Consider the following 23,033-nt stretch of genomic DNA (forward strand, 5'->3'; position numbering starts at 1 on the left):
GGGCGCGGAGGACCGGGCCGGGCACGATCCGCCGCACGGCTCGATGCGCAGCACATGCGCAGCACGTGGTACTCCGGGGCCGTCGGGCCGGTATCAGTCGTCCGGCTCCGTCGCCCCCGGCGTCACCGGGGCACCGGATGCGCCGCGGTCGACCCGCCGTCGGCCCGCTCCGCCCCGGGACCGGCTCCCGAGCGGGTACGGGGACGCCTCGGGCATCGTCCGGGGGAAGGCCCGCCGGTAGCTGCTCGGTGACACCCCGATCTGTTTGAGGAAGTGGTGGCGGAGGTTGTTCGCCGTGCCGAGGCCGCTCAGCTCCGCGACCTTCTCGACGGGCAGGTCCGTCGATTCCAGCAGGCTCTGGGCCCGTCCCAGGCGCTGGTTGAGGAGCCACTGGAGCGGAGTCGTCCCGGTGGCGGCCTGGAGCCGCCGGTGGAAGGTCCGCAGGCTCATCGCCGCGCGCCGTGCCAGGTCCTCGATCGTCAGGGGCTGGTCCAGGTGCGCACGGGCCCAGTCCAGCACGGGTCCCAGGCTCCCGTCGTCCGTGGTGGGCACGGCCAGGTCGATGAACTGCGCCTGGCCGCCGGGCCGGTGCGCGGGCACCACCATCCGGCGGGCCAGCTGATTGGCGACGTGTGCGCCCAGGTCACGGCGCACCAGGTGGAGGCAGAGGTCGAGTCCGGCGGTCAGCCCGGCGCTGGTGAGCACATCGCCCTCGTCCACGTACAGCACCGAGTCGTCGACTCGTACCTTCGGGTAGCGCTCGGCCAGTTGAGCGGTGTGCATCCAATGGGCGGTGGCGCGCCGTCCGTCGAGCAGCCCCGCCTCGGCGAGCGCGAAGGCGCCGGTGCACAGGGAGACCATGCGGGCGCCCGCGTCGTAGGCGCGGCGCAGGGCCGTGATCAGTTCCTGCGGCAGCGGTCTGCCCTCGTCGACGCAGGGGTCGGGCACCGAGGGCACGATGACCGTGTCGGCGCCGACGAGGTCGTCGAGCCCGTGGCGGGTCCGCACCGACAGCCCGGTCCCGGTCGCGGAGCCGTCCCGCCGGCTCTCCCGCGTACCGCACAGCCGCAGGTCGTACCAGGGGTCGGCCAGGTCGGGCTGCGGCTTCCCGAAGACGGTGCAGGGGATGCTCAACTCGTACAGGTCCCACGAGGGGACCCCGATGTCCTCGGTCACGACCACGGCGACGGAACCAGGATTCATGCCCCGAAGGGTATGGCAGGAATTTGGTGATCACCGTCACCGGTGTCACTGTTCCGGGCCGCCGCGCGCTGCGATCTTGGTCCTCAGGTGACCGACCGCCGCAGGCGGACGTACAGGGAGTCGTGACATGCATTCTGATCGCCCGGCAGTGACCGTCATGGGACTGGGCTCGATGGGCTCGGCGCTGGCCGCCGTACTGCTGGAGCGGGGCCACGAGACGACCGTGTGGAACCGCTCGGCGCACAAGGCCCGGCCGCTGGTCGACCGGGGTGCCCGCCCGGCCGCCACACCCGAGGAGGCGATCGCGGCGAGCCCGCTGACCATCGCCTGCGTACTGGACTACGAGGCGCTGCACGGCGTCCTCGACCCCGTCGCCGGCTCCCTCGCGGGCAAGGTCCTGGTCAACCTCACCTCCGGTTCCCCGGAGCAGGCCCGGCAGGCCGCCGCATGGGCCCGGTCGCACGCCGCCGACTACCTCGACGGCGCGATCATGACCACCCCGCCGGGGGTCGGCAGCCCCGAGATGATGTTCCTCTACAGCGGTTCCCACGCCGCCTTCGAAGCCCACCGTCCGACGCTGGCGTCCCTGGGCGACCCCCTGCACCTGGGCACCGACCCGGGCCTGGCCTCCCTCTACGACGCCGCCCTGCTCGGCCTGATGTGGTCCACCATGACCGGCTGGCTGCACGGCACCGCACTGGTCGGCACCGAGAAGACGCCGGCCACGGACTTCACCCCCGTCGCGATCCGCTGGCTGACCGCCGTGGCCGGCTTCCTGACCACCTACGCGCCCCAGGTGGACGCCGGCCGCTACCCGGGCGACGACGCCACGATCGACGTGCAGATCGCGGCCGTCGACCACCTCATCCACGCCGCGGCGGCCCGCGGCGTCGACAACGCCCTGCCCGAACTCCTGAGGTCCACCATGGAACGGGCGAAGGCCGCAGGCCACGGCTCCGACAGCTACGCGAGCGTGATCGAGGTCCTGAGGAACCCGGCGGACGGCACATGACCGCCGCGCCGACGGCCGCCGCCCGTCCCGCACCGGCCCCGACGGCTCCCGCCGCCACCGACGGCTGCCCGGCCGCCCTCCTCGGGGGAGCCGACCGGGACTGGTCAGGGGTCTGGGGAACATCCGTGTCAGATCCTGCGCTGAGCCCGCGTCGGTGCCGGTGGGCGGCTGACGGGCCGTCGGCGGCGGGACCGGCCCGAAGATGTTCCACGGGTGACACCCCGATACCCGCGGCAGCCTGGTCCGTCACCTGAGGTGACGTTCTCCGGCCGCTGGCGGATCAGCGGGGGGGCGGCCGCCGGCTTCGGCCGCGGACGACGAGACCGGCGGGCCCCGAACTGCTCCGGGGCACGGCGGCGGTCGACACCTGGAACTCCCGCCGGGCCGGGGTGCCGTCCTGGCTCGGCCGGTGCCGCGAGTGCGGCTACGAGGGCCCGACGGTCCCGGCCTGGGCGTCGAGTGATCGTTCGGGGCCGGACGTGGTGGCCGGCGGGACCGCGAAGAACGCCAGTGCCGCGAGGGCCGCCACGCTCGCTGCGGATGCCAGTGCACCCGGAAGGGACCAGATCACGAGCGGTCCGGCAACCGCTGCGCCCAGGGCGAACCCAGTGATCTTCAGGCTGGCGCCGGTGGTGAAGATCTGGCCCCGCAGGTGCTCGGGTGCCTCTCGGTGGCGAACGGCGAACAGGGCGGTCAGCTGGGATCCCTCACCGATCCCCGCTGTGAGCACGGCCACGATGAGCGCAACCGGCTGGCTCCACACGGCGAAGGCCAACGCGGCGGCCTGAAGGAGGGCACTGGCCCAGATGATCGTGTCGGGGGCGACTGCACGCGGAAACCGGGCGAGTACGGCGTTGGCCGCCAAGGCGGAGACCGCCGCGCAGGAGAGCAGCGCCGCGCCGTGGCCGGCCCCGCCCAGGACGCGTTCGCCCAGGAGCGGGATGCACGCCATCAGCATTCCCTGGGCGACGCAGGAGACGATCGAGACGAGGGTCGCCCGGGCCAGTGCCGGTCTTCCGGCGATGACCCGCATTCCGGCAGCAAGGTCGCTGATCACTGAAGTCGTCCTGGTGCCCGGCGCCCGACGGGGACGGGCGGGCAGCCGCCACGCGGCGGGCAGCGCCAAGGCGATGAGCACCACGGAGACCACCACGGCCGTCGGGGCTCCCAGCGCCTCTGCCACGCCGCCGGCGAGAGCCGGACCAGCGAGACCCGCCACGCTGAACGTCATGGCGTCGAGCGCGTTCGCCCGGGGCAAGCGGTCCCCCGGCAGCACACGCGGAAGCTGGGCCGTCCAACCGCCCGAGAGGGCCGGTCCCAGCAGCCCTGTCAACACCGCGATCAGGACAGTGACAGCGAACGGCAACCGCCCCAGTCCCGCAACGATCATTCCCAGCCCGGCCGCATACAGGACGAGGGCACCGGCCAGCAGGCGTCCCGGCCGCCCTGCCCTGTCGAGGAGCGTCCCCAGCACCGGCCCACCGACTGCAGCGGAGACGGTGATGCCCGCAAGCAGCGACGACGCTTCGAGGGCCGATCCAGTCAGGGCGAACCCTGCCAGCATCAGCGCCGGTCCCGACATCTCGTCCCCGGCACGAGCCGTCACTGCTCCCGCGAGGTACAAGCGAAGTGGGTAACGCTTTCTCATGAGCAGGACGTTACGGAGGTAACTCAAAACCACACAAGATGCGTTACATTGCATCCGTGTCCCTCAACAGCGACGACTGGTCCACCCGGCACTCCGTGCTGACAACGGCGCGGCGGACCGCAGCCCTGGTCAACGCCCTCGCCGACGACCGCCCCGCCCCGGCCGATGTCGCCGACGTGCTCCGCGCATACGGTGAGACCGATCCCATCGGCATCACCACCCACGACATCGCCGGGATGCGCGCGGCAGCCGCACTGCTGCGGCAGGTCTTCGCCGCGGAGCACGCCGACGACGCCGCGGCCGCCCTCAACCGCATCCTGAAGGACCACACCGGACCGCTCCGCCTGACCTCACACGGCGGCAGCACCCCCTGGCATCCTCACCTCGACCACGACGACGACTCCCCCTGGGACGAGTGGCTCCTCGCCTCGTCCTGCATGGCCCTGGCCGTCCTCGTCTGGGACCGCCAACGCCCACCCGGCAGGATCTGTGCCTCACCCAGCTGCCGGAACGTTTTCATCACCCAGGGCAGCGGCCCGGAACGCCGCTACTGCTCCCGACGATGCGCGACCCGCGAACGAGTCGCAGCCCATCGACGGTCGCGCTCCGCCGGGCAGCCGGGCGAAACCGGATGAGGCGCACCGATCCGGTACGGGACCGCTCAGCCTTCGCCATGACAGGTCAGCCGTGTACCGGGCACGTCACCGTGCCGAGCGGGCCGGAAGGGCCCGACCTTCCCCCGGCCCGGCAGGACCACCGCGTACGCGCACGTCGACGTCCTGTTCGGCGAGGCCGGGAAGAACTCGATCGACTTCGGCGCGGTGGAGGCCGGCGCCCCGGTGGTCACGGCCCTCAAGCAGCTGCCGCTCACCCCGCGCAAGGGCAGGGACCGCCGCAAGTCCGCGCAGGACCTGGAGGCGGAGGTCCTGCGCCGACTGCCGGAGTGGAGCCTGCTCGATGTGCTCGCCCGCACCGCGTACCGGATCCAGTGGTGGCGGCACTTCGGCCCGGCATCCGGAAGCGATCCGAAGATCCGCGACAAGCTCGCCCGCCACGTCCTGACGGTCTTCTGCTACGGGACGAACGCGGGGCCCGCGCAGGTCGCGCGGCACATGCGGCAGAAGGTCTCGGTACACGAGCTGTCGCTGGCGGGTAACCAGCACATCACCGCGGAGAAGCTGGACGCCGCCTCGGCGGACGTGATCGACATGTTCATCCAGCTCGACCTGGCGCACGTGTGGGGCGATGTCGGCAAGGCCGGGATCGACGGCTCCCAGTACGGCACCTGGGAGAACAACATGCTGGCCGGGTCCCACATCCGGTAGGGGGGACCCGGCGGCGTTTCGATGAGGCACGTGTCCGACACCTGTGTCGCGCTCTTCAGCCCCTTCATCCCGTGTGGCGTGTGGGAGGCGGTGTATCCGTTCGAGGGCCTGCTGAGAAACCGGTCCGAGGTGACCGTGGACATCGTCCACGGGGACACGCAAGGCCAGTCGCTGCCTGTCCTCGGGCTCGCGCACATGCTCGGCGTGGAGCTGCTGCCGCGCATCCGCAGCTGGAAGGACCTGACCTTCTGCCGGCCCGGCGCGACGGCGAAGTACCGGCACATCGACCCGCTGTTCGGAGACCCGGAGCGGGACGTCATCGACTGGCGGCTGACCGAGAACCACCGGCAGGACCTCATGCGCGTGGTGCTGCCGATCCGCGAGGGCCGGCTGTCCCCGGCCGCGCTGCTGCGCAGGCTGGGCAACGGGTCCAAGCGCAACCGCGTCTCCCAGGCGTACCGCGAACTCGGCCGGGTCATGAGGACGATCGTGCTCCTCAGGTTCTTGTCGGAACCCGAGCCGCGCGAATCGATCCAGTCGATGACGAACGAGGTTGAGGCGTTCCACAGGTTCGGCAACTGGCTGATGTTCGCCTCCGACGTGCTCCAGGACAACGACCCGGACCACCAGGAGAAGACCATCAAGTCCAACGAGCTGCCGGCGAACCGCCTCACTTTCCACACCGCCGTGGACATCACAAGCAGGACCCGCCGCTTCGGGACCTGGCACCTGGACATGGAGCCGCCCGAGAACGAGGCGGCAGGGCGGTTGCGGAGGGCCGCGTGACGGCGGGCGCACGAAAGACCCGGGTGCCGTCCGACCGGGTCGGACGGCACCCGGGTTCGGGGGACGGTACGACGGGGTCTCGGTCAGGTGGGGTACGGCGTCAGGGGCCGATGCGGGGGGCGCGCGCGGCGGACGAGCCGTCGCGGACGATCTCGCCCGTGAGGTTGCCGTTGGCTCCCGAGCCGAGGAACAGAACCAGCTTGGCGACGTCGTCCGCGTCGGAGAGGCGACAGGTGGGTGTGCCGGCGGCAAGCCGGTCGACGATCGTCTGGGGGACGGGCGGACGGCTGTCGGTCAGCGTGAAGCCGGGGGCCACCACGTTGACGAGGATTCCGTCGCGGCCGGCCTCCCAGGCGAGACTGCGGGCGAGGCCGTGGAGGCCCGACTTGGCCGTTCCGTACGGCCCGGGGCCGGGCACGCCTTCCTCGGCGACGCCGGAGGAGATCAGCACGATCCGGCCCCAGCCGCGTGAGCGCATGCCCGGCAGGACCGCCCGGACCTGGGCGGCGGCGCCGATCAGGTTGGCGCCGATCATGGCCTGCCACTCGTCGAGCGACACGTCCTCGAAGCGGATGCCCGGGTCCGGCGGACCGTCGCCGCCCCAGCGCACGGCGTTGGCGACGAGCACGTCGACCCCGCCCCAGGCTTCGACGACCGTGGCCACGGCCTCTTCGATGGTCGGCAGATCCTCCAGGTCGAGCCGGACAGCGAGGGCCTGCCCGCCGACGGCCTCGATCCCGGAGGCGACCTTCTCGGCCTTCTCCGGATGGTTGCGGTAGGTGAGGGCGACGCGGGCACCCTCCTGCCCGTAGGCGCGGGCGGTCGCGGCGCCGATACCGGTCGACGCGCCGGTGACCAGGACCACACGGTCCTCGAGTGCGGTGTCCATGGTGCGGGATGTCCTCTCTTGCGAATGGGAAGGGTTCTGTGACGGCAAGGCCGAGCCCCGCCCTACGGAACGGTTCGGCTCGCCCGGGCCTCGGCCGGTACGCCGGCGGCCAGCGCCTCGACCGCTTCCAGAGCGGTGGTCCAGGACGCCTCGTGGGCATCGCGGAACTGCTTCAGGAACGGCATGACCGGGGCATGGGTGAGCTCCGTGTGCACGAACTCCACGTCCTCCAGGCCGAGTGCCGAGAAGTAAGCGCGCAGGTAGGGCTCCTGGAAGTCGAACGGCTGCCGGGGAGTGCCGGGGCCGTAGGCGCCGCCGCGGGCACCGAGGATCACGGCGGACTTCCCCGCGAGCGGCAGCCACGGCAGGGTCACCCGGTCGATCCACGCCTTGAGGGCCGCGGGGATGGAGAAGTTGTACATGGGCGTCCCGATGAGCAGCACGTCGGCCGCGAGGAGCTGCGCGATGAAGGGGCGGGTCGCCGCCCACGCCCCGGCCAGTTCGGGTGCGGCGGCCGCCACCTCGTCCATGGCCGCGAGGTCCTTCACACCGTTCAGGGAGGACTGGGTGGCCAGCCTCACCCGGGCCTCGTCGATGGGCGCGACCGGCTCCGCCAGCAGGTCCCGGTAGGTGTAGGTGCCTTCCGGATGGGCGTCCTCCCAGTGTGTGACGAAGACCGCGCCGAGCTCCCGCGAGAACGAGTCGCTCCGGGCGCTGGCATCCAGATGCAGCAGATGCGCCACAACATTGCCTCCCGGACAAGATGATCTGAAGTGGAGACCAGGCTAATCCAAGATAGTTTTAAATCAAGACGATTTTGAACTATTGCTATTCTGCTGGCATGTCCCTCACCCCCACCGGCGACCGGGCGTCGGCCGGCCGGCTCCACAACGATTTGCACTGGCTGTTCGCCCGGCTCAAGCAGGGCCTCGCCACGGCGGAAGCCTCGGTCGTGCGCGAGCACGGCATGACCCTGTGGGGCTACACGGTCCTGATGGCCGTCGTCGAAGCCCCCGCAAGGAGCCAGCTCTCCCTGGCTCAGGCCGTCTCGGTCGACAAGAGCAAACTCGTCCTGGTCCTCGACGAACTGGAGACGGCCGGGCTGGTCCGCCGCCGTCCGGACCCGGCCGACCGCAGGGCCCGCATCATCGAAGCGACCGAGGAGGGCCGACGCACCCTGGACGCCGCACGTTCGGACGTCGAGGCGATCGAGACCAGCCTGCTCGCCGACCTGGACGCCGGCACCCAGGAGGGGCTGCGCGCCGCGCTGCGTCGGCTCGTCGGCGCGCCCGTGGCACGGATCGAGGGCGGACGGCAGGCCGACAACGCCTGTACCGTGCCCGAGTCCTGACGGCTCGCCAGGATGACGCCGCAGTAAATGCCGGATTTACTGCGGCGGAGCCTCTGCCGGGATCTTCGCGGGCTGCGGCGGGCCACTCCGGTCGCCGGGGTGAGGTGTACGCATCTACTGCGGCGGCGCGGGCCGACGAGGTGCTGTGTCCCCACGTGGAAGACCTCTACCCGCAGGACAACCGCGGCAGGATCACCGCCAGGGGCGGGGCGGCGGAGTGGATTCACCGGCCGTCCGGCACCGCCCAGTTCCTGCCCCGCCCCATCGCCCGCCGCACCCGCGGCCCGCTGTTCCTCACCGACCGCAAGGCCCCGGCCGGAACGCCGACGCTCGACGTGTGCCCCGAGACAGGCCGGGCCCGGCTCTCCTGCCGCCGGGCCGAAGAGATCCTCGAGGAGAACACCCGGCTGCCGGCCAACCCGCCCGCCTCACCCGAGGACGTCGAGGACCTGGACGGCTGGACGCTCCACCGCCTCCGCCACAGTGCCCTGACACACGACGCGGAGGACGGCACCTCCACCCCGATGCTGCTGGCCCGCTCCCGCCACGCATCCGTCCGCTCCCTGGAACGGGTACGCCCGCCCCGGCATCGACCCGGTCGCCCGCCGTCGGGGGTGATCACAACGGCCTACGGCACGTTTCCGGTGTACTCCGGCTGCCCTCCTTGTGCGTCCTGGAGCAGCTGCACCGGGCGCTGAACCGGCGGGACATCTTCGCCGCCCCCTCCAACCGGTGGGCCGATCCGCGGGCGCGGCTGCTGGACGGGCCGCGGTGGGAGGCGATGCGGGGCGACGTGCTGGCCGGCCTGTCGCTGAGCGAGGACGCCGGCGAGCACCTGGCCACGCTGACCCGGGGCCTGGATGCGGCCTGGCGGCAGATGGCGGGTCGCCTCGCCGAGGCCGGGGACGAGGCGAAGGTGGAGATCGTCGTCCCCGAGGGCGGGGGCCGGTCCCTCGCCGAAGTATTACGGCTACAAACGGGGCCTGACCTGGCTAAACGCTGTGAACGACCAGGTGGCGGGGATCGGCGCGATGGTCGTGCGCGGCACCCCGCGCGACAGCCTGTTCACGCTGGACACGCTGCTGAACCTCGACGGCGGCGTGCGCCCGGAGACGGTGGCCACCGACAACGCCTCGTACTCGGACATGGCCTTCGGCCTGTACAAGATGCTCGGCTTCCGCTTCGCCCCGCGCTTCCGTGACCTGGCCGACCAGCGGTTCTGGCGGGCGGACGTGCCCGTGCCCGAGGGTGAGGAGCCGGCCGGGGACCACGGGCCGCTGGAGGCCATCGCCCGGCACAAGGTGAGCCTGAAGCGGATCGAGACGCACTGGCCGGACACGCTGCGGGTGGCCGGGTCGCTGATCACCAACCAGGTGCGGGCGTACGACCTGCTGCGGATGTTCGGCCGCGAGGGACACCCCACGCCGCTGGGGGCGGCGTTCGCGGAGTACGGCCGGATCGACAAGGCCATGCACCTGTTGGCCCTGGTCGACCCGATGGACGACACCTACCGGCGGCTGGTGAACCGGCAGCTGACCGTGCAGGAGTCCCGGCACCGGCTCGCCCGCGCCATCTGCCACGGCGGCCGCGGACAGATTCGCCAGGCGTACCGGGACGGCCAGGAGGACCAGCTCGCCGCCCTCGGCCTGGTCCTCAAGGCCGTCGTGCTGGGGAACACCCGCTACGTGGACGCCGCCGTCGCTCAGCTCCGCGCGGAGGGCCACGACATCAAGGACGAGGACTTGGCCCGCCTGTCCCCGCTGAAGAACGCGCACATCAACTTCCTGGGCCGCTACCTGTTCAACATCGCCTCCTCCGGCCCCGCCCAGGGCCTGCGGCCCCTGCGCGACCCGGACGAGGCCGAGCCCGACGACGGGGACGAGGACCGATCCGCGCGTACCGGCCGCGCTGCGCCCGAGGGCCGGGTCAGGCCGTGCAGCGGCGCCACGGCTTGTCGTACTGTGCGACGTCCCGTGAGTTCTCCTGAGCGGCGAACAGCTGCCGTTCCTCGGCATCGGGTTCGTGGACAGGCGTACCCGCAGGTGCCGGTGCCGGCTGGAACCTCGCGTGCCCTTCTCGATGTCCTGGTGCATATGAACGATGCACTTCGTAACGTGGTGCCCGCCGGGGTTGTTGCCGTGGTTCTCCTGCCCCTCGGAGCGTCAGTCTCCCGCTTGGTCTACTTCGTGACCTTGATCCCCTCCAACTCGGTGGACTCCGGCGCCAGGACGGCGAACCAGTCGTAGGGGGAGTGCTTGGGGCTGTGGATGACCGGAACGCCGGCGTTCGCCTCGGTGTCCGCGGACGTACGGCCGACCTTGGTGGACGTGCCGTCCTTCCAGGTGCAGGTGACCTCCCGGGCGGTCTTGGCGACCTGGCCAAACACCAGGCGCGGGGCGGCCGTGCCGTCCCCTGGGAGCAGCGGGAGCGAGACGGTCCCGTGCTCGCCGCCGGTCAGGACGTCGTCCTCGGGTAGCACCAAGTTCCCGATCTGAGTGGTCCTCGCCTCTTCACCGGTGACCCGGTGCACGAAGTGCGCGACCTTGCCCACCAGGTCGGAGGCTGTGGAGACGTCCTGCGGGTGCTCGCCGAACTTCGCCATGGCCGCCAGGGTGGCCTGGGCCTCCGCCGTGTCCGCCGGAGCCTTCCACACGTCGATGTACACCCTCCACGGCACTCCCGCGTCGGTGCCGCTCGCCAGGGTCGTCCGCATGTGCGGCTCGGATGCCTCCGCGCTGGCGACCGGCCGGCTCGCCGACGACACCCCCCGTTCCCCGTCACCGGACAGCCCGTTCAGTGCCAGAGCCCCCGTGGAGCCGGCCACGACCAGGGTGGTGGTCGCCACGACCGCCCAGCGACGGGCCCTGCGGCGGCGGCCGCCGCGGATCAGCGCCTGGGCGGGGGCTGTGCCGATCCTCACCTCGTCGGCGGCTTCGGCCAGCAGGAAGGCGATGTCGTGCTGTGTCATGTTGTGGCTCGTCTCCCGGTCCGCGCTCTTCACGTTCGTCCTCCCTGCGTCACTTTCTCCGCCAGTCCCGAAACGGCGCGCAGCTTCGCGATCCCCTTGGCTGCGTTGCTCTTCACCGTGCCGACCGAACAGCCCATCGCCTCGGCCGTCTGTGTCTCAGTGAGGTCCTCCCAGTAACGTAGGACCACTGCTTCCCGCTGCCGTGCCGGCAATTGGGCCAGCGCCTTCAGCAGCGTGTGACGGTCGTCGGCCTGGGCGATCCGGTCACCGGTGTCGGCCACCTCGTGTGTCAGGCCCGCGTCCCCGCTCCTGGGCAACAGGAACTCCCGCAGCTTCCTTCGGTATCTGCGGGCATGCGCGTTGATCATCACTCGTCGCACGTACGCCTCAGGGGCGTCGGCCAGGGCGACCCTGTGCCAGGCCACATAGACCTGCTCCAGCGTCGACTGGACCAGATCCTCCGCAGCGTGCTGCTCACCCGTGAGCAGAAATGCCGTGCGCATCAGGCGCGGCCAGCAACCGACGACGAAATCGTGGAACTCTCGGTCCCCGACCTGCTTTCGAACCCCCATGAGCACCTCCCTCCTAGATGCTCAAAAGAGTCCATACGAAGCCGAGACCGTTGCCTCACCACGGAATCTTCTTCCGCTTCGCACAAACGATCCTTCCGAGAGCAAGATCAATAATGGGCCGCCGGATCGCCGCCGGACCCGGATTCGCTCTCACAGCCCGTTCTCACTCACAAGCGGCACGGATCCCGTTCCGAGACTTGCATGGCGCGAACATTCGGGGCCATGACGAGCCCTCAGCACCCCTCCCCGGCGGACCGGTCGGACGCCGACGCCGTCGAGGCTCACGCCTGTCCGAAGTGCGAAGCCCAGCCCGGATCACCGTGCCGCTCGCGCGGCGGCGCGGTCGCCTCCGCCTACCACACCCGCCGCTTCACCCGCGTGCCCCGGCTGAAGAAGGCACTGCGCGTGCCGACTCCGGCCGACCGCGCACCGGGCCGGCCGTGGCGGCCGGGCACCCCTCCTCCCGCACCGGTCGATCCGGCCCTGCCGAGCGCGGACATCCGCATCGGCTACGCCCGCTGCTCCACCCTCGGCCAGGAACTCGACTCCCAGCTCGACGCCCTCGCCGGGCACGGCATCCCCCGGGACAAGATCTTCGCCGAGAAGATCAGCACCCGCATCCGCGTACGCCCGAAGTCCGAGGAGGCCCTCCGTACGGCGCGGGTGGTCAAGGCCCACGCCCCGCACTGCCGGGTCATCTTCACCGCGTACGAGATGAAACGACTCGGCCGTGACGCCGCCGAACTCACCGCGCTCGCCGACCACCTCACCGCCCACGGTCTCATCCTGGAGATGCTCGCCGGGCCACTGCCCGGCATCTACGACCCCACCGGCCCGGGGAAGCTGCTGTTCGCGTTCTTCGCCGCGATGGCGGAGACCGAGCGGGAGAACATCTGCGAATCGACGCTGGAGGGGCTCGACACCGCGGCCCGCAAGGGCAAGCACGGCGGCCGGCCCCCGGTCGTCACCGACGACATGCTCCGCACCGTGCCGCGGCGCCGCGCGGGCGGTGAGTCCGTCGAGCGGATCCAACCCGACCTGATCATCCCCACCGGCAAACGCAAGGGACACAACCCCTCGGTGGCCAGCATCTACCGGGCCCTCGCCGAGCACGCCAAGCGCGAGGCATACCCCGAAGCCGTCGAGCAGGCCCACGCCGACTTCGCCGCCAGCCGGACCGCGACGGTCCCCGAGCCCCGCCCCGACACCCCTGACCGAGCGTCACTCTGATCACGGAGAGCTACTTGTCACTTCGCGGCAGCTTCGGGAGGACAGGACCGAGAACCCCAGCCCAGGGCCATGATCAATCTCAGCGCTACATCCTGTACCGCAACTACTCAGACCCGAGCGAGCTCGACACGATCCACACACCGGCGAGCACGTGGCCGCCAAGCCGGACCGCCCAGGCGGTGTCGTGCGGGACGTCGTTGATCACCAGCATGCCGGCGAGCACGTCCGAGGTCACCCATCCGTAGCCGGCGGCCTTGGCCCACGGTGCCGCCTCCGGGCGCGAGAAGCACGAGGGGAAGAAGCGCCACAGCGCGCAGGCCGAGGTGGTGCCGTCGGGAATCGAGCATGGAGGAAGTCCTTCCTCGCAGGTCTCGTTGCCCAGGACGAACCGATCCAAGGCACGGGACGACCTTTCGCACGGGTGAGTTCGGGCCGTCGGCCGCGAGCGGGCAGGGGCTGGCCGGGTCGGTCAGCGGATCGCGTCGAGGGCGGCGAGGGTCTGCGCGTCGAGGGTGATCGCGCCCGCTGCCAGGTTCGCTTCGCGGTGGGCGGCGGTGGCGGTGCCGGGGATGAGGAGGGTCCGGGGGCTGTGGTGCAGGAGCCAGGCCAGGCCGACCTGGGCCGGGGTGCACCCCAGGCGTTCGGCGGCGGCGATCACGGCGGGTTCGTCGGTCACCTTGGCCATGCCCGGGATCGCGCCGCCCAGCGGGAAGTAGGGCACCCAGGCGATCTGCTCCTCGGTGCAGAGCTCGAGCAGGTCCTCGTCCTCGCGGGCCACGAGGCTGTAGGGGTTCTGCACGCACACGATGCCCGCCGGCAGGGCGCGGCGCGTCACATCCGGGGAGACGCTGCTCAGGCCGATGGCGCCGATCTTTCCCGCGTCGCGCAGCGCGATCAGTTCCGCGAGCTGGTCGTCGAGGTCGACCTTCTGCTCGTCGGGGAAGGGGATGGTCATCCCGGCGTCCATACGGCGCAGGTTGACCACCGGGACCTGCTCCATCCCGAGCGTGGTGAGCTCCGCTTCGATGCCGGCCCGCAGTTCCTCGGGGCGTTGGGCCACCCGCATCGGGAACGGTCCGGCGTGGTCGGAGGCGGCGCCGACCTTGGTGACGACCAGCACGTCGTCCCCGGGGCGCAGCGCCTCGCGGATGAGGCCGTTGACGAAGCCGTCGCCGTAGAAGTGGGCGGTGTCCACGTGGTCGACACCGAGGTCGAACGCGTGACGCAGCAGAGCGATGGCCGCCGGGCGGTCGTCGTGCAGGCGTTCCAGCTGCATCGCGCCGTACCCGATGCGGGAGACCGTGCGGCCGGCCAGCCGGCCGACGCCTCCGGGACGCGGGGCGGAGGAGGTGGTAGGGGTGGTTTCGGAGGTCATGGCTTCCTGTGCTCCCGTGAGAGACTGGACTGATACGGAGGAGCCTCCGTTACACCGACCGTAGCACTACCGGAGGTCCCTCCGCTTTGTCTTCGTCGTCACGCCCCCAGACCCCGGACCCGGCCGAGCGCGCCGGCCGGCCGGTCCGCCGTGATGCGCGGCGCAACCGCGACAAGCTCATCGCCGTCGCCCAGGCCGCCTTCGCCGCCGCCGAGGGGCCGGTCTCCCTGGAGGGCATCGCCCGCCGGGCCGGCGTCGGCATCGGCACCCTCTACCGCCACTTCCCCACCCGCGAGGACCTCGTCGACGCCGTCTACGCCAGCGAACTCGACGCCGTGACCGCGAGTGCCCCCGACCTCCTCGACCGGCACCCCGCCGACATCGCCCTGCGCGCCTGGATCGGCCGCTACGCCACCTTCGTCGCGACCAAGCGCGGCATGATGGACACGCTGCGCACCGCCGTCGCCTCCGGGCGCATCGCGGCTCCCTCGCGCGAACGCGTCGCCGCCACCATCGCCACGATCCTCGACCAGGGCGCCGCGACCGGCGCCCTCCGCACGGACGTCGACCCCGACGACGTCACCACCCTGCTCGTCGGCGTGTTCGCCGCCATCATCGACGGCGCCCCTCAAGAGCGGACCGACCGCCTGCTCGACCTCCTCGTCGATGCGGTGCGCCCGAAAGCCGGAGCGCGTGCGGACTCGTGATCGGCAGAGTCGCCCGCCCCGTCGTCGAAGGATCGTTCGCCGACGCTTTCGGGCCCGGCCTCGACTGCTGATCCGGGGCATCCCGCGTCGCGCTCCCGTCGGACCCGCGTATCCGTCAGTGGCAGACGTCCGGCGCTGAGCAGTCAGCGCCAGCCCGCCGAGATCATCGCCTGGCGGGCTGGCGCATCCGTGCCGTGCCCCCGCTTCAGATGCAGATCACGATCTTCCCGCGTGTGCGTCCGCGCTCGGCGTGCGCGTGGGCGTCGACGATCCGCTCCAGGGGGTAGGTCTGTTCGACACGGGGTGTGTAGCGGCCTTGCCGACCCAGTTCCGCGGCCGCGGACAGGAGAGTGGAGTCGTTCTCCGCGTTGACCACATGCGTGCCCAGGCGCTGCCCGCCTGCGTGGTCGGCGACCGTCGCGACGCGCGTCGGGTCGCCCGTGATCGCGACGAGGTCGTCCAGGGATCCGGAGGCCGCGGTGTCGAGCACGATGTCGACGCCGTGCGGAGCGAGAGCGGGGAGACGCTGCGCGAGGCCGGGGCCGTAGGTGACGGGCACGGCGCCGAGAGAGGTGAGGAACTCGTGGTTGCGTTCGCCGGCTGTCCCGATCACGGTGGCACCTTGTGCCGCGGCGATCTCGACTGCCGCGCTGCCCACACCTCCGGCGGCGCCCTCGACGAGAAGGGTGCGCCCCGCGAGGGAGCCGAGCGCGTTCAGGCCACGCATCGCGGTCACGGACGCGAGACCGGCGCCCGCAGCCTGCTCATCGTTCCACGTGTCGGGGGCGTGGGCCCAGGCCGAGAGGATGACCAGCTCCGCGGTTGCGCCGGTGACACCGCCCAGCCCGAAGACGCGGTCGCCGATGCTCACCCCCTGTACTCCGTCACCGACTTCGTCGACCACGCCGGCGGCGTCGCGCCCGGGAACGGCGGGCAGCTCCAGGGGAAGCAGCCGGCGCAGGGCGCCGGCGCGCAGCTTCCAGTCGATGGGATTGACGCTGGCCGCCGCGACGCGGACGCGTATCCCACCAAGTCCGGGGCGGGGCTCGGGGGCCTGCTCGATCACCAGGCTCTCCGCTCCGCCGTATTCATGGAAGCGGGCTGCACGCATAATGTCCTGCCTTGCCTTTACAGGTCGAGATGATGGTGTTCATCCGACGCCCGTTACTCTGATGAGGTGCACATCGGCACGCCGGCTGCCTTCCGGCCGGAGGAGGACGGGAGCGGATCGGTGAGGCTGCCGAGCAGGCAGGCGGCCACCCGCCCCGAGAACCACGCCCTGCCCGTCGCCGGAATACCTGCCGTTGAGTCGATGCTCCGGAAGGTATCCAGAAGGTCGGTCACCATCTGGATACCAAGACCGGAGACGGGAGACCCTCGATGACGCAACGGCCACCGCTGCCACCCGACTTGTTCGACGAGCTGTGCCCGTCCTCGCTGCTGCCTTTCCGCTTCGGTGACAAATGGGCACCCCTGGTCCTCCGCTGCCTGGAGGACGGCCCGCGCAGATACTCCGAACTCCGCGTGCCACTGGGCCGCGTCACCCCGAAGGCGCTCATCCAGTCGCTCCGCGGCTTGGAGCGGAACGGGTTCGTGTCACGCACGGTGCACGCCGACCCGAAACTGCGGGTGGAGTACGCGCTGACACCGCTGGGCCGCAGCACGCTGGAGCCGCTGGCCGCCACGTGCCGATGGGCGTCCGAGCACTGGGACGAGCTGCTCGACGCCCGCGAGGGCGGCATCTCCTCCCTCGGCTGACCCGAACCTGCGCTGGCGCGTGCCGCACCGGACGAGCCGCACCTTTGTGTCGACTCGGGGAACCGCCGACAGCGGCCTCCCGCTCGCGGACCGTGCCCCACGTCGGCTGCCCGGCGGGGTCGGGCGCGGGAAGTTCGAACCGCTCGTCCGTGTCGAGCCGGAAGGTTCCGTACGGGGTGATGTCCGGCCAGAAGAGGGCGGGCGGACCGCGCCGGTCGTCCTCGCTCCTCCGCCCGAGTGGCGGGGCGGAAGCCGAACGCCGCGCGGATCTGCCGGCGGTGGGCCTTCGCCGCGTCGTCACCCGGCCGGCCGTGCCGCCGCGGGGTCGGCCTCCTCCTCCGTCCGCGCCCCGCAGAACTGCTCGAGCAACAGCGGCGTGCCCAGTGCCGTGGCGGTCAGCTTCCGGTGCGCCGCCTCCAGTGTCCGTACGGCCGCGGGCAGGCCGGCCGGGGGCGCGGGCCGTCCGCCGCGCGGGCGTCCGGGCGCGGTGGTCACCCACAGTTCTTCCACCCGCCCGCCCTTGAGGACTTTCAGGTGCCCGGCGGTCAGTGCCTGGTGCGTGGTCCTCCAGCGGGCGAGCGCGTCGCGGGAGACGGTGTCCAGCGGGTACCAGTCGCCGGCGACCCGGGCGCGCGGCAGGGACCGCTCCAGTTCCAGGTCGGGCAGGCGCATCGGGTGCAGGGCGGTGATCCCGTGCCCGGTGCACACCGCGAGGGCGATCAGCGCGACGGAGCGTTCCCAGGTCGTCTCGAGCATCCCGGCCGGGTGGTGGCCGGCCAGCAGCCGCAGCGTGCGGTGCGCCTCGGTGGGGGTGAGCCGGTCGGCGAACTCCGGCGGGGGCGGCTGCAGTTCGAGCGGGCGGCCGTAGTGGCGGGAGAAGGTGTTCACCGAGCTGGTGCGGGCGGCCATGGAGTTGGCCGCGGCCGGCGCGGTGGGCCCGTGCAGGCCCGGGCGGCGCCGGGTGAGGCCGCGCCGGGCGGCGGCCAGCCAGGCCAGGGCGTTCTGTTCGTCCAGGAGGTCCTCGGTGGTGACCTGGCCGGTGCCGCACTGCCGCTGCTCGGCGAGCCAGGCGACGTACTCGTCCAGGTAGGTCCTGCGCTGGCGCCGGGTGGCCTCCGTGCGCAGTGTGCCCACGAACCGCTCCACGGCGGCGCTGCCGCGGCTGGGGGCGGTCACGGCTCGTCCCGGCCCCGGGGCGCGGTGGGCCGGCCGGTCCCCGCTCCGTTCGACGGGGGTGAGTCTCGACAAGGTCCCTCCTCGGTCGTGTCCGTGCGGTGCCCGCGTTCCTCCCGCTTCGAAGTATGCGCGGTGTCCGACCGCCGTGTCATTGGATAACAGCAAACAGCTGAAGACCGGGGGATCCCGTCGTCCAGCCGGCCCATCGTCTCGGCTCGTGTCGAACCGAGTCGTACGTGCCGGTCCGGTACGGACAGTGCGGCCCTCCGGGCTCGCGGACACGGGCTCCACCACCTCGCCCTGTCCGGTCGTCAGGAGGTCCAGCTGTTTGCTGTTATTCAGATACCACACGGGCCGCCGGGAGACGGCGCTCGGTGGTGGTCTCCCCCTGGGGCCGGAGTCCGGGTCCCGACCCTGGGCGGATGACCGGGAGATCACCCCACCGGAAGCTTCCGGCATGACCTCCCCACGAACATCCGCCGGGGACCCGGCGGCGATCAGGGCCGAAGGACTGACCAAGCGCTACGGCCGCGGAACAGCCGTTGACGACCTGTCGTTCACGGTCGGACCCGGAAGGGTGACGGGGTTCTTCGGCCCGAACGGGGCGGGCAAGACCACGGCGCTCAAGACGATCGTCGGACTGGCCCGGCCGACAGCGGGCCGGGCGCTCCTGCGGGGCACGCCGGTCACGGCGCTCAGGCCCGACGCCCGCCTGCTCGGCGTGCACATCGAGCCGTGCGGGACCCACCCCGGCCGGACCGGCCGGGCCCACCTGCGGTCGCTGGCCGCACTGCCCCGCCGCCGGGTCGGCGAGGTCCTGGAACTCGTCGGCCCGGAAGAGGCGGCCCGGCGCAGGGTCGGGACGTACTCGATGGGCATGCGGCAGCGCCTCGGGCTCGCCGCGGCGCTCCTGGGCGATCCGGAGATCCTCGTGCTGGACGAGCCGGTGAACGGCCTGGACCCGCAGGGCATCCGCTGGTTGCGCACACTGCTGCGGGACCGGGCCGCGAACGGCGGCACGGTCCCGCTGTCCAGCCACATGCTGGGCGAGGCGGCCCGGACCGTCGACGACGTGATCGTGATCGACCGGGGCCGGCTGGTCCACGAAGGCTCGATCCGGGACCTCGAACGGTCCGGGGAGAACGTGGTCGTCGTACGCACCACCGAGGCCGAACGACTGTCGAACCCGGAGATCGCCGCGCGCCTGGTCGTGACCGAGGCGACGGTGAAGAGCCACATCGGCAGCGTGTTCGCCAAGCTCCACCTGCGTGACCGCGCCCAGGCCGTGGTGTTCGCCTACGAGAACGGCCTCGTCCACCCCGGCGGACGCCTGAGCGCCCGCGCCGCCGCCGAGGACGCCTCCGTCGACCAGGTCCGATCTGGTGAACCACCTGCGAAATTGGCTAGGTTGCATCACCTCACCGGACATCCCCAGGGGGACGGCAGCCATGAGCCCGCAGCGGAAGACCTTCCGTGCCATCGAGGTCGGCGACGGAAGCGACGGGCGGTGGGCCACCCACACGCAGCCTCTGTGGCCGCTCGCGGAGAGGTGGATGACCGAGGAGAGCCGGACCCCGGAGGGCGCGGACCGTGCTCGGAGGCTGTTCGAGGCGCACATGCCGGAGCTGGTCCCCGTGCTGGATCGCCTCGCCGGCCAGCTCGACCGGCCCGAAGGGGGGACCTTCCTCACTCTCGCGGCCCTGCGACCGTTCTTCTCGGGCTGCACCCAGATCGGTGGCAGCGGCACTCTGCTGCGCAACTACGACTTCAGCCCCGACGAGTGTGAGGGCACCATCGTCTCCTCCCACTTCCTGCGACCGGTGATCGGAATGCAGGACGCCGCCTGGGGCCTGCTGGACGGGATGAACGACGCCGGGCTCGCGGTCTCGCTCACCTTCGGCGGGCGGTTCGTCCACGGCCCGGGCTTCGCCGTCCTCGTCGTCCTGCGCTACCTGCTGGAGACGTGCACCACCGTCGACGAGGCGGTCGGCAGGCTGAAGTCCCTACCGGTCGCCATCCCGCAGAACGTCACCCTCGTCGACCCCGAGCGGGCGGTGACGGTGTTCGTGGGGCCGGACATCTCCCTGACCGAGGCACCGGACGCTTGCGCCGCCAACCACCAGCACATGCCGGTGCCCGACGAGCAGGAGCGGTTCTCCCGGACCCAGGAGCGGCTCAGCGCCGTTCGCGCAGCCGGCGCGGACGTGGCGGCGATGCTGAAGCCGCCCCTGTATCAATTCGCGTACGACGAGGGGCTGGGAACCGTCTACACCGCCCGTTACCGGCCCTCCGAGGGCCGTGTGACCTACTACTGGCCCGGCGAGGCCTGGGACCAGTCCTTCGGCGACTTCGCTCCGGGATCCCGCACCGTGACCCTCGGCCAGGCCGGCTGAGATCTCCTTCCGGTTCCGGGCCGCGGACGCGACGGGCGGACGGGGCGAAGCGGCATCCCGCCGGCGCGAGTTGACGGCACGGACAAAAGGCCGTGTCCCGTCGCCCGTCCCGCCCGCCCCGCCGGACCGAGGTGCTGCCGGCCGCCCTCGCCGCCGCCTGAGGACCGACGCGCTGACGCTGCCGTCCGGAGCAGCGGCCGACGACGCCCAACCGAGCGGCGAGCGGGATCATCCCAGTCCTTCATGACGCCGCGACCTGCGGAAAGGAGATGGGGCACGGCTCCTCGGGCGGGGACGGCACCGACCAGGCCGCCGTCGACGGCCAGGTCCTGGCCGTGGACGTGGGACGCGTCGGACGAGGCGGGGAACGCCACAGCCGCGGCGGCCTCCTCCGGGCGTCCGAAGCGGTCGGCGCGTGATCCCCCGCCGCTTCGCGGCCGGTGTCCGGGCCAGGGCACCGGAGTCGACCCGGGCGGGCACGCGGGAGCCGGGCCGTCGGGCGGCTCACCCGGATGCCGCGCCCGTCGGGCACGCGGCCGGTGCGAGGGGGTAGACGTACCGGGCAGCAGACGCGTCCGTGTCAGGAAGGAAGGCCCGTGAGCGAACCGGCCCACCCGTCGGCGGCCCCCGCCGCGCGGCCCGAGCCGCGCAGGTCGATGGCGGTGTGCGGGGTGATCGGGGCCGCGGTGATGGCCGCGGTCGACGAGATCGTCTTCCACCAGGTCCTGGGCTGGCACCACTTCTACGACCGCTCCACCACCCGGGTGGGGCTGCTGTCGGACGGGCTGCTGCACACCGCCGAACTGCTGGCCCTGGTGGCGGGGTTCTTCCTCTTCGCCGACCTGCGGCGCCGCCGGGCCCTGGCCCCGGCCCACGCCCGGGCCGGATTCTTCCTGGGCCTGGGGGCCTTCCAGCTCTTCGACGGGATCGTGGACCACAAGCTGCTGCGCCTGCACCAGATCCGCTACGGCGTGGACGTCACCCCCTACGACTGGGCGTGGAACCTCGGCGGCCTGGTCCTGCTGCTGACCGGCGCCGGCCTGGCCGTCCGCGCGGCCCGCCGCGGCCGGGCCGGGGCGGGGTCGTGATCCTCGCGCACGTCCACCCCGGCACGGCCGCGGACCCCGGACCGGCGGGGCTGGTCACCGCGGCGGCCTCGCTGCCGGCGGTCGTCGCCTACGGGGTGGCCGCGGCCCGCCTGCGGCGCCGCGGCGACGCCTGGCCCCGGTGGCGCGACGCGTCGTTCACCGCCGGCGGCGCGGCCCTGGCCTGGGCGGCGGCGGGCCCGCTGCCGGGCGGTCCCTTCACCGCCCACATGGTCCAGCACCTGATCGTCGGCATGACGGCCCCGCTGCTGCTCGTCCTCGCCCGCCCCCTGACCCTGCTCCTGCGCGCCCTGCCCCCCGGTGCCGCGCGGGGAGGGATCCTGGCACTGGCCCACTCCCGTGCCGCGGGCCTGCTGCTCCTCCCCCCGCTGGCGGCCCTGCTGGACGTCGGAGGGCTGTGGCTGCTGTACCGCACCGGGCTGTTCGCCGCCCTGCGGCACGAGCCGTGGCTGCACGCCCTGGTCCACACCCACGTCCTGGCCGCCGGGCTGCTGTTCACCTTCGCCGTCTGCCAACTCGACCCGGTGCACCGCCGCTGGGGCACGGCCGTGCGCGGGGTCACCCTGCTGGCCGCCGGCACCGCGCACGCCGTCCTCGCCAAGTCCCTGTACGCGACGGCGCCTCCCGGCACCGCCTTCACCGCCGCCGACCTGCGCACCGGAGCCCAGGTCATGTACTACGGCGGCGATCTGGTCGAGGCCGCGCTGGCCGTCGTCCTGGCCGGCTCCTGGTACGCGGCCACCGGCCGTGCCCTGACGCGGCGGCACCGGGCGGACCCGCGCCCGAGGCAGCCCACCGCGCCCCGGGCGCCGGCCGGGCCCTGATGCCCTCCGCCCCGGTCCGGTGAGGACGTGCGGGGCGGCGGCGCCCGGCGATCCGGTCGGGGCCGTCCCCGCGGGTGCGGGAGCGGTCCTGTCGGCCCGCGGGTTCGTCCCGGACCTCGTTCACCGGCCGGCGGCACCGGCCGACAGTGCCTGCGACGCCTCGGGGATCGTCCCGACTGGCTTGCTCACCGGACCGACAACCGTGAGGGTGATGGTGGAGCGTCCGGTGCCGGACGGATGGTGGGAGTCGTTCCCACGGGTGGTTCCGGCCGCTCCGGTACGCCCCCCCGGCTGGAGGCCGGCGCGGACACGGGAACCGGCCGGCCGCGCCCACCGGCGATCGGAGTCACCGCTGCGCATCGGCCTGTGCGCGGGCGCGTTCGATGTCGGGGACGTGGCTCTCGGCCCATTCCCGGACGGCACGCAGGGGTGTCAGCAGTGACCGGCCGAGGTCGGTGAGGGCGTACTCGACATGCGGGGGGTGTGCGGGAATCTCCGTGCGAGAGACCAGACCGTCGTACTCCATCGCGCGGAGCGTCTCGGTGAGCGCCTTCGACGTGATGCCCCGGATGTGCGCCTTGAGCTCGGTGAACCGCATCGGCCCGTGGTCCAGCGCGTTGACGATGAACACCGTCCAGCGCGCCCCGATCCGGTGCAGAACGGTGCGGCTGGGGCAGGTCGCGGCCATGACGTTGTAGGCGTTCCCCATG

22 protein-coding genes and 3 pseudogenes are annotated in these 23,033 nt (G+C 72.2%); 14 read left to right on the forward strand and 11 right to left on the reverse strand.

Annotated elements, in window-relative coordinates:
• Nucleotides 1-93: 93 nt before the first annotated feature.
• Nucleotides 94-1,182 carry a GlxA family transcriptional regulator gene (locus FHS37_RS33925; protein ID WP_413790264.1) on the reverse strand — a complete coding sequence of 363 codons (1,089 nt, stop codon included), beginning with the start codon at nt 1,180-1,182 and terminating at the stop codon, nt 94-96.
• A gap of 148 nt (nt 1,183-1,330) precedes the next feature.
• Here FHS37_RS33925 and FHS37_RS33930 point away from each other — a divergent pair, with 148 nt between their 5' ends.
• Nucleotides 1,331-2,215 (forward strand): NAD(P)-dependent oxidoreductase, encoded by an 885-nt coding sequence (locus FHS37_RS33930; protein ID WP_184828380.1) that lies wholly within the window; start codon nt 1,331-1,333, stop codon nt 2,213-2,215.
• 424 nt (nt 2,216-2,639) lie between these two features.
• Here the strand turns inward: FHS37_RS33930 and FHS37_RS33935 are convergent, their stop codons facing one another.
• Nucleotides 2,640-3,863 (reverse strand): MFS transporter, encoded by a 1,224-nt coding sequence (locus FHS37_RS33935; protein WP_184828482.1) that lies wholly within the window; start codon nt 3,861-3,863, stop codon nt 2,640-2,642.
• A 38-nt stretch (nt 3,864-3,901) separates the two neighbouring features.
• Here FHS37_RS33935 and FHS37_RS33940 point away from each other — a divergent pair, with 38 nt between their 5' ends.
• Entirely contained in the window at nt 3,902-4,498 is a 597-nt protein-coding gene (locus tag FHS37_RS33940; RefSeq protein ID WP_184828382.1) for a CGNR zinc finger domain-containing protein, read from the forward strand.
• Nucleotides 4,499-4,822: 324 nt separating this feature from the next.
• A pseudogene (locus FHS37_RS33950) lies at nt 4,823-5,974 on the forward strand (Tn3 family transposase).
• Between the two features lie 100 nt (nt 5,975-6,074).
• Here the strand turns inward: FHS37_RS33950 and FHS37_RS33955 are convergent.
• Nucleotides 6,075-6,863: an SDR family NAD(P)-dependent oxidoreductase gene (locus FHS37_RS33955; RefSeq protein ID WP_184828388.1), complete on the reverse strand. Its 789-nt coding sequence runs from the start codon at nt 6,861-6,863 to the stop codon at nt 6,075-6,077.
• Nucleotides 6,864-6,925: 62 nt separating this feature from the next.
• A complete protein-coding gene (locus tag FHS37_RS33960; RefSeq protein ID WP_184828390.1) occupies nt 6,926-7,606 on the reverse strand; it encodes an FMN-dependent NADH-azoreductase in 681 nt (226 codons plus the stop codon).
• A 98-nt stretch (nt 7,607-7,704) separates the two neighbouring features.
• Here FHS37_RS33960 and FHS37_RS33965 point away from each other — a divergent pair, with 98 nt between their 5' ends.
• The 3 genes and pseudogenes from FHS37_RS33965 to FHS37_RS33975 all read left to right on the forward strand — a co-directional run.
• Nucleotides 7,705-8,214, forward strand: a complete 510-nt coding sequence (locus FHS37_RS33965) for a MarR family winged helix-turn-helix transcriptional regulator (protein WP_184828392.1) — start codon at nt 7,705-7,707, stop codon at nt 8,212-8,214.
• Between the two features lie 155 nt (nt 8,215-8,369).
• Nucleotides 8,370-8,912, forward strand: coding sequence for a site-specific integrase (locus FHS37_RS33970; RefSeq protein WP_229890192.1), 543 nt, complete (start codon nt 8,370-8,372; stop codon nt 8,910-8,912).
• Nucleotides 8,879-10,067, forward strand: a pseudogene (locus FHS37_RS33975) (Tn3 family transposase); the annotation flags it as partial. The gene FHS37_RS33970 and the pseudogene FHS37_RS33975, both read left to right, overlap by 34 nt.
• Nucleotides 10,068-10,393: 326 nt before the next feature.
• Here the strand turns inward: FHS37_RS33975 and FHS37_RS33980 are convergent.
• Together FHS37_RS33980 and FHS37_RS33985 are read right to left on the reverse strand one after the other, a co-directional pair.
• Nucleotides 10,394-11,215: a hypothetical protein gene (locus FHS37_RS33980; RefSeq protein ID WP_229890193.1), complete on the reverse strand. Its 822-nt coding sequence runs from the start codon at nt 11,213-11,215 to the stop codon at nt 10,394-10,396.
• Nucleotides 11,212-11,754 carry a SigE family RNA polymerase sigma factor gene (locus FHS37_RS33985; protein WP_184828395.1) on the reverse strand — a complete coding sequence of 181 codons (543 nt, stop codon included), beginning with the start codon at nt 11,752-11,754 and terminating at the stop codon, nt 11,212-11,214. The genes FHS37_RS33980 and FHS37_RS33985 overlap by 4 nt, the downstream gene beginning before the upstream one ends.
• A gap of 222 nt (nt 11,755-11,976) precedes the next feature.
• On the opposite strand from FHS37_RS33985, the gene FHS37_RS33990 reads away from it, so the two are divergent.
• Nucleotides 11,977-12,984: a recombinase family protein gene (locus tag FHS37_RS33990; RefSeq protein ID WP_184828397.1), complete on the forward strand. Its 1,008-nt coding sequence runs from the start codon at nt 11,977-11,979 to the stop codon at nt 12,982-12,984.
• 103 nt (nt 12,985-13,087) lie between these two features.
• Here the strand turns inward: FHS37_RS33990 and FHS37_RS33995 are convergent, their stop codons facing one another.
• Together FHS37_RS33995 and FHS37_RS34000 are read right to left on the reverse strand one after the other, a co-directional pair.
• The gene (locus FHS37_RS33995; protein ID WP_221500639.1) at nt 13,088-13,381 is read right to left on the reverse strand and encodes a hypothetical protein; all 294 of its coding nucleotides are present in this window, start codon (nt 13,379-13,381) and stop codon (nt 13,088-13,090) included.
• A gap of 72 nt (nt 13,382-13,453) precedes the next feature.
• A complete protein-coding gene (locus tag FHS37_RS34000) occupies nt 13,454-14,359 on the reverse strand; it encodes an aldo/keto reductase (protein ID WP_184828399.1) in 906 nt (301 codons plus the stop codon).
• An 86-nt stretch (nt 14,360-14,445) separates the two neighbouring features.
• Here FHS37_RS34000 and FHS37_RS34005 point away from each other — a divergent pair, with 86 nt between their 5' ends.
• Nucleotides 14,446-15,066, forward strand: a complete 621-nt coding sequence (locus tag FHS37_RS34005) for a TetR/AcrR family transcriptional regulator (protein ID WP_184828401.1) — start codon at nt 14,446-14,448, stop codon at nt 15,064-15,066.
• A 205-nt stretch (nt 15,067-15,271) separates the two neighbouring features.
• Here the strand turns inward: FHS37_RS34005 and FHS37_RS34010 are convergent, their stop codons facing one another.
• On the reverse strand, nt 15,272-16,177 hold the full coding sequence (locus FHS37_RS34010; RefSeq protein ID WP_184828403.1) for an NADP-dependent oxidoreductase: 906 nt from the start codon (nt 16,175-16,177) through the stop codon (nt 15,272-15,274).
• A 269-nt stretch (nt 16,178-16,446) separates the two neighbouring features.
• Here FHS37_RS34010 and FHS37_RS34015 point away from each other — a divergent pair, with 269 nt between their 5' ends.
• Nucleotides 16,447-16,824: a winged helix-turn-helix transcriptional regulator gene (locus tag FHS37_RS34015; protein ID WP_184828405.1), complete on the forward strand. Its 378-nt coding sequence runs from the start codon at nt 16,447-16,449 to the stop codon at nt 16,822-16,824.
• 297 nt (nt 16,825-17,121) lie between these two features.
• Here FHS37_RS34015 and FHS37_RS34020 read toward each other — a convergent pair whose 3' ends face one another.
• Entirely contained in the window at nt 17,122-18,000 is an 879-nt protein-coding gene (locus FHS37_RS34020) for a hypothetical protein (protein ID WP_184828407.1), read from the reverse strand.
• Between the two features lie 457 nt (nt 18,001-18,457).
• Here FHS37_RS34020 and FHS37_RS40255 point away from each other — a divergent pair.
• The 5 genes and pseudogenes from FHS37_RS40255 to FHS37_RS34045 form a co-directional block, all read left to right on the forward strand.
• A pseudogene (locus FHS37_RS40255) lies at nt 18,458-19,285 on the forward strand (ATP-binding cassette domain-containing protein); the annotation flags it as partial.
• Nucleotides 19,286-19,553: 268 nt separating this feature from the next.
• Nucleotides 19,554-20,393 carry a C45 family autoproteolytic acyltransferase/hydrolase gene (locus tag FHS37_RS34030; RefSeq protein ID WP_229890194.1) on the forward strand — a complete coding sequence of 280 codons (840 nt, stop codon included), beginning with the start codon at nt 19,554-19,556 and terminating at the stop codon, nt 20,391-20,393.
• A gap of 269 nt (nt 20,394-20,662) precedes the next feature.
• Nucleotides 20,663-20,812, forward strand: coding sequence for a hypothetical protein (locus tag FHS37_RS34035; RefSeq protein ID WP_184828411.1), 150 nt, complete (start codon nt 20,663-20,665; stop codon nt 20,810-20,812).
• Between the two features lie 237 nt (nt 20,813-21,049).
• Entirely contained in the window at nt 21,050-21,481 is a 432-nt protein-coding gene (locus FHS37_RS34040; protein ID WP_221500648.1) for a DUF2243 domain-containing protein, read from the forward strand.
• On the forward strand, nt 21,478-22,323 hold the full coding sequence (locus tag FHS37_RS34045) for a cytochrome c oxidase assembly protein (RefSeq protein ID WP_184828414.1): 846 nt from the start codon (nt 21,478-21,480) through the stop codon (nt 22,321-22,323). Before FHS37_RS34040 ends, FHS37_RS34045 begins: the two co-directional genes overlap by 4 nt.
• A gap of 346 nt (nt 22,324-22,669) precedes the next feature.
• Here the strand turns inward: FHS37_RS34045 and FHS37_RS34050 are convergent, their stop codons facing one another.
• The gene (locus FHS37_RS34050; protein ID WP_184828415.1) at nt 22,670-23,032 is read right to left on the reverse strand and encodes a winged helix-turn-helix transcriptional regulator; all 363 of its coding nucleotides are present in this window, start codon (nt 23,030-23,032) and stop codon (nt 22,670-22,672) included.
• Nucleotide 23,033: the final 1 nt, after the last annotated feature.

Source organism: Streptomyces griseomycini (genome assembly GCF_014203535.1).
Classification (GTDB): Bacteria; Actinomycetota; Actinomycetes; order Streptomycetales; family Streptomycetaceae; genus Streptomyces; species Streptomyces griseomycini.

What these genes read in the sequence shown, in the direction of transcription:
- FHS37_RS33965 (WP_184828392.1), top strand. Translation starts at nt 7,705, where the DNA reads ATGTCCCTCACCCCCACCGGCGACCGGGCGTCGGCCGGCCGGCTCCAC.
- FHS37_RS33985 (WP_184828395.1), bottom strand. Translation starts at nt 11,754, where the DNA reads ATGGGGGTTCGAAAGCAGGTCGGGGACCGAGAGTTCCACGATTTCGTC.
- FHS37_RS33935 (WP_184828482.1), bottom strand. Translation starts at nt 3,863, where the DNA reads ATGAGAAAGCGTTACCCACTTCGCTTGTACCTCGCGGGAGCAGTGACG.
- FHS37_RS33930 (WP_184828380.1), top strand. Translation starts at nt 1,331, where the DNA reads ATGCATTCTGATCGCCCGGCAGTGACCGTCATGGGACTGGGCTCGATG.
- FHS37_RS33990 (WP_184828397.1), top strand. Translation starts at nt 11,977, where the DNA reads ATGACGAGCCCTCAGCACCCCTCCCCGGCGGACCGGTCGGACGCCGAC.
- FHS37_RS34040 (WP_221500648.1), top strand. Translation starts at nt 21,050, where the DNA reads ATGGCGGTGTGCGGGGTGATCGGGGCCGCGGTGATGGCCGCGGTCGAC.
- FHS37_RS34015 (WP_184828405.1), top strand. Translation starts at nt 16,447, where the DNA reads ATGACGCAACGGCCACCGCTGCCACCCGACTTGTTCGACGAGCTGTGC.
- FHS37_RS34030 (WP_229890194.1), top strand. Translation starts at nt 19,554, where the DNA reads ATGACCGAGGAGAGCCGGACCCCGGAGGGCGCGGACCGTGCTCGGAGG.
- FHS37_RS34035 (WP_184828411.1), top strand. Translation starts at nt 20,663, where the DNA reads ATGGGGCACGGCTCCTCGGGCGGGGACGGCACCGACCAGGCCGCCGTC.
- FHS37_RS33940 (WP_184828382.1), top strand. Translation starts at nt 3,902, where the DNA reads ATGCGTTACATTGCATCCGTGTCCCTCAACAGCGACGACTGGTCCACC.
- FHS37_RS34010 (WP_184828403.1), bottom strand. Translation starts at nt 16,177, where the DNA reads ATGCGTGCAGCCCGCTTCCATGAATACGGCGGAGCGGAGAGCCTGGTG.
- FHS37_RS33955 (WP_184828388.1), bottom strand. Translation starts at nt 6,863, where the DNA reads ATGGACACCGCACTCGAGGACCGTGTGGTCCTGGTCACCGGCGCGTCG.
- FHS37_RS34050 (WP_184828415.1), bottom strand. Translation starts at nt 23,032, where the DNA reads ATGGGGAACGCCTACAACGTCATGGCCGCGACCTGCCCCAGCCGCACC.
- FHS37_RS34000 (WP_184828399.1), bottom strand. Translation starts at nt 14,359, where the DNA reads ATGACCTCCGAAACCACCCCTACCACCTCCTCCGCCCCGCGTCCCGGA.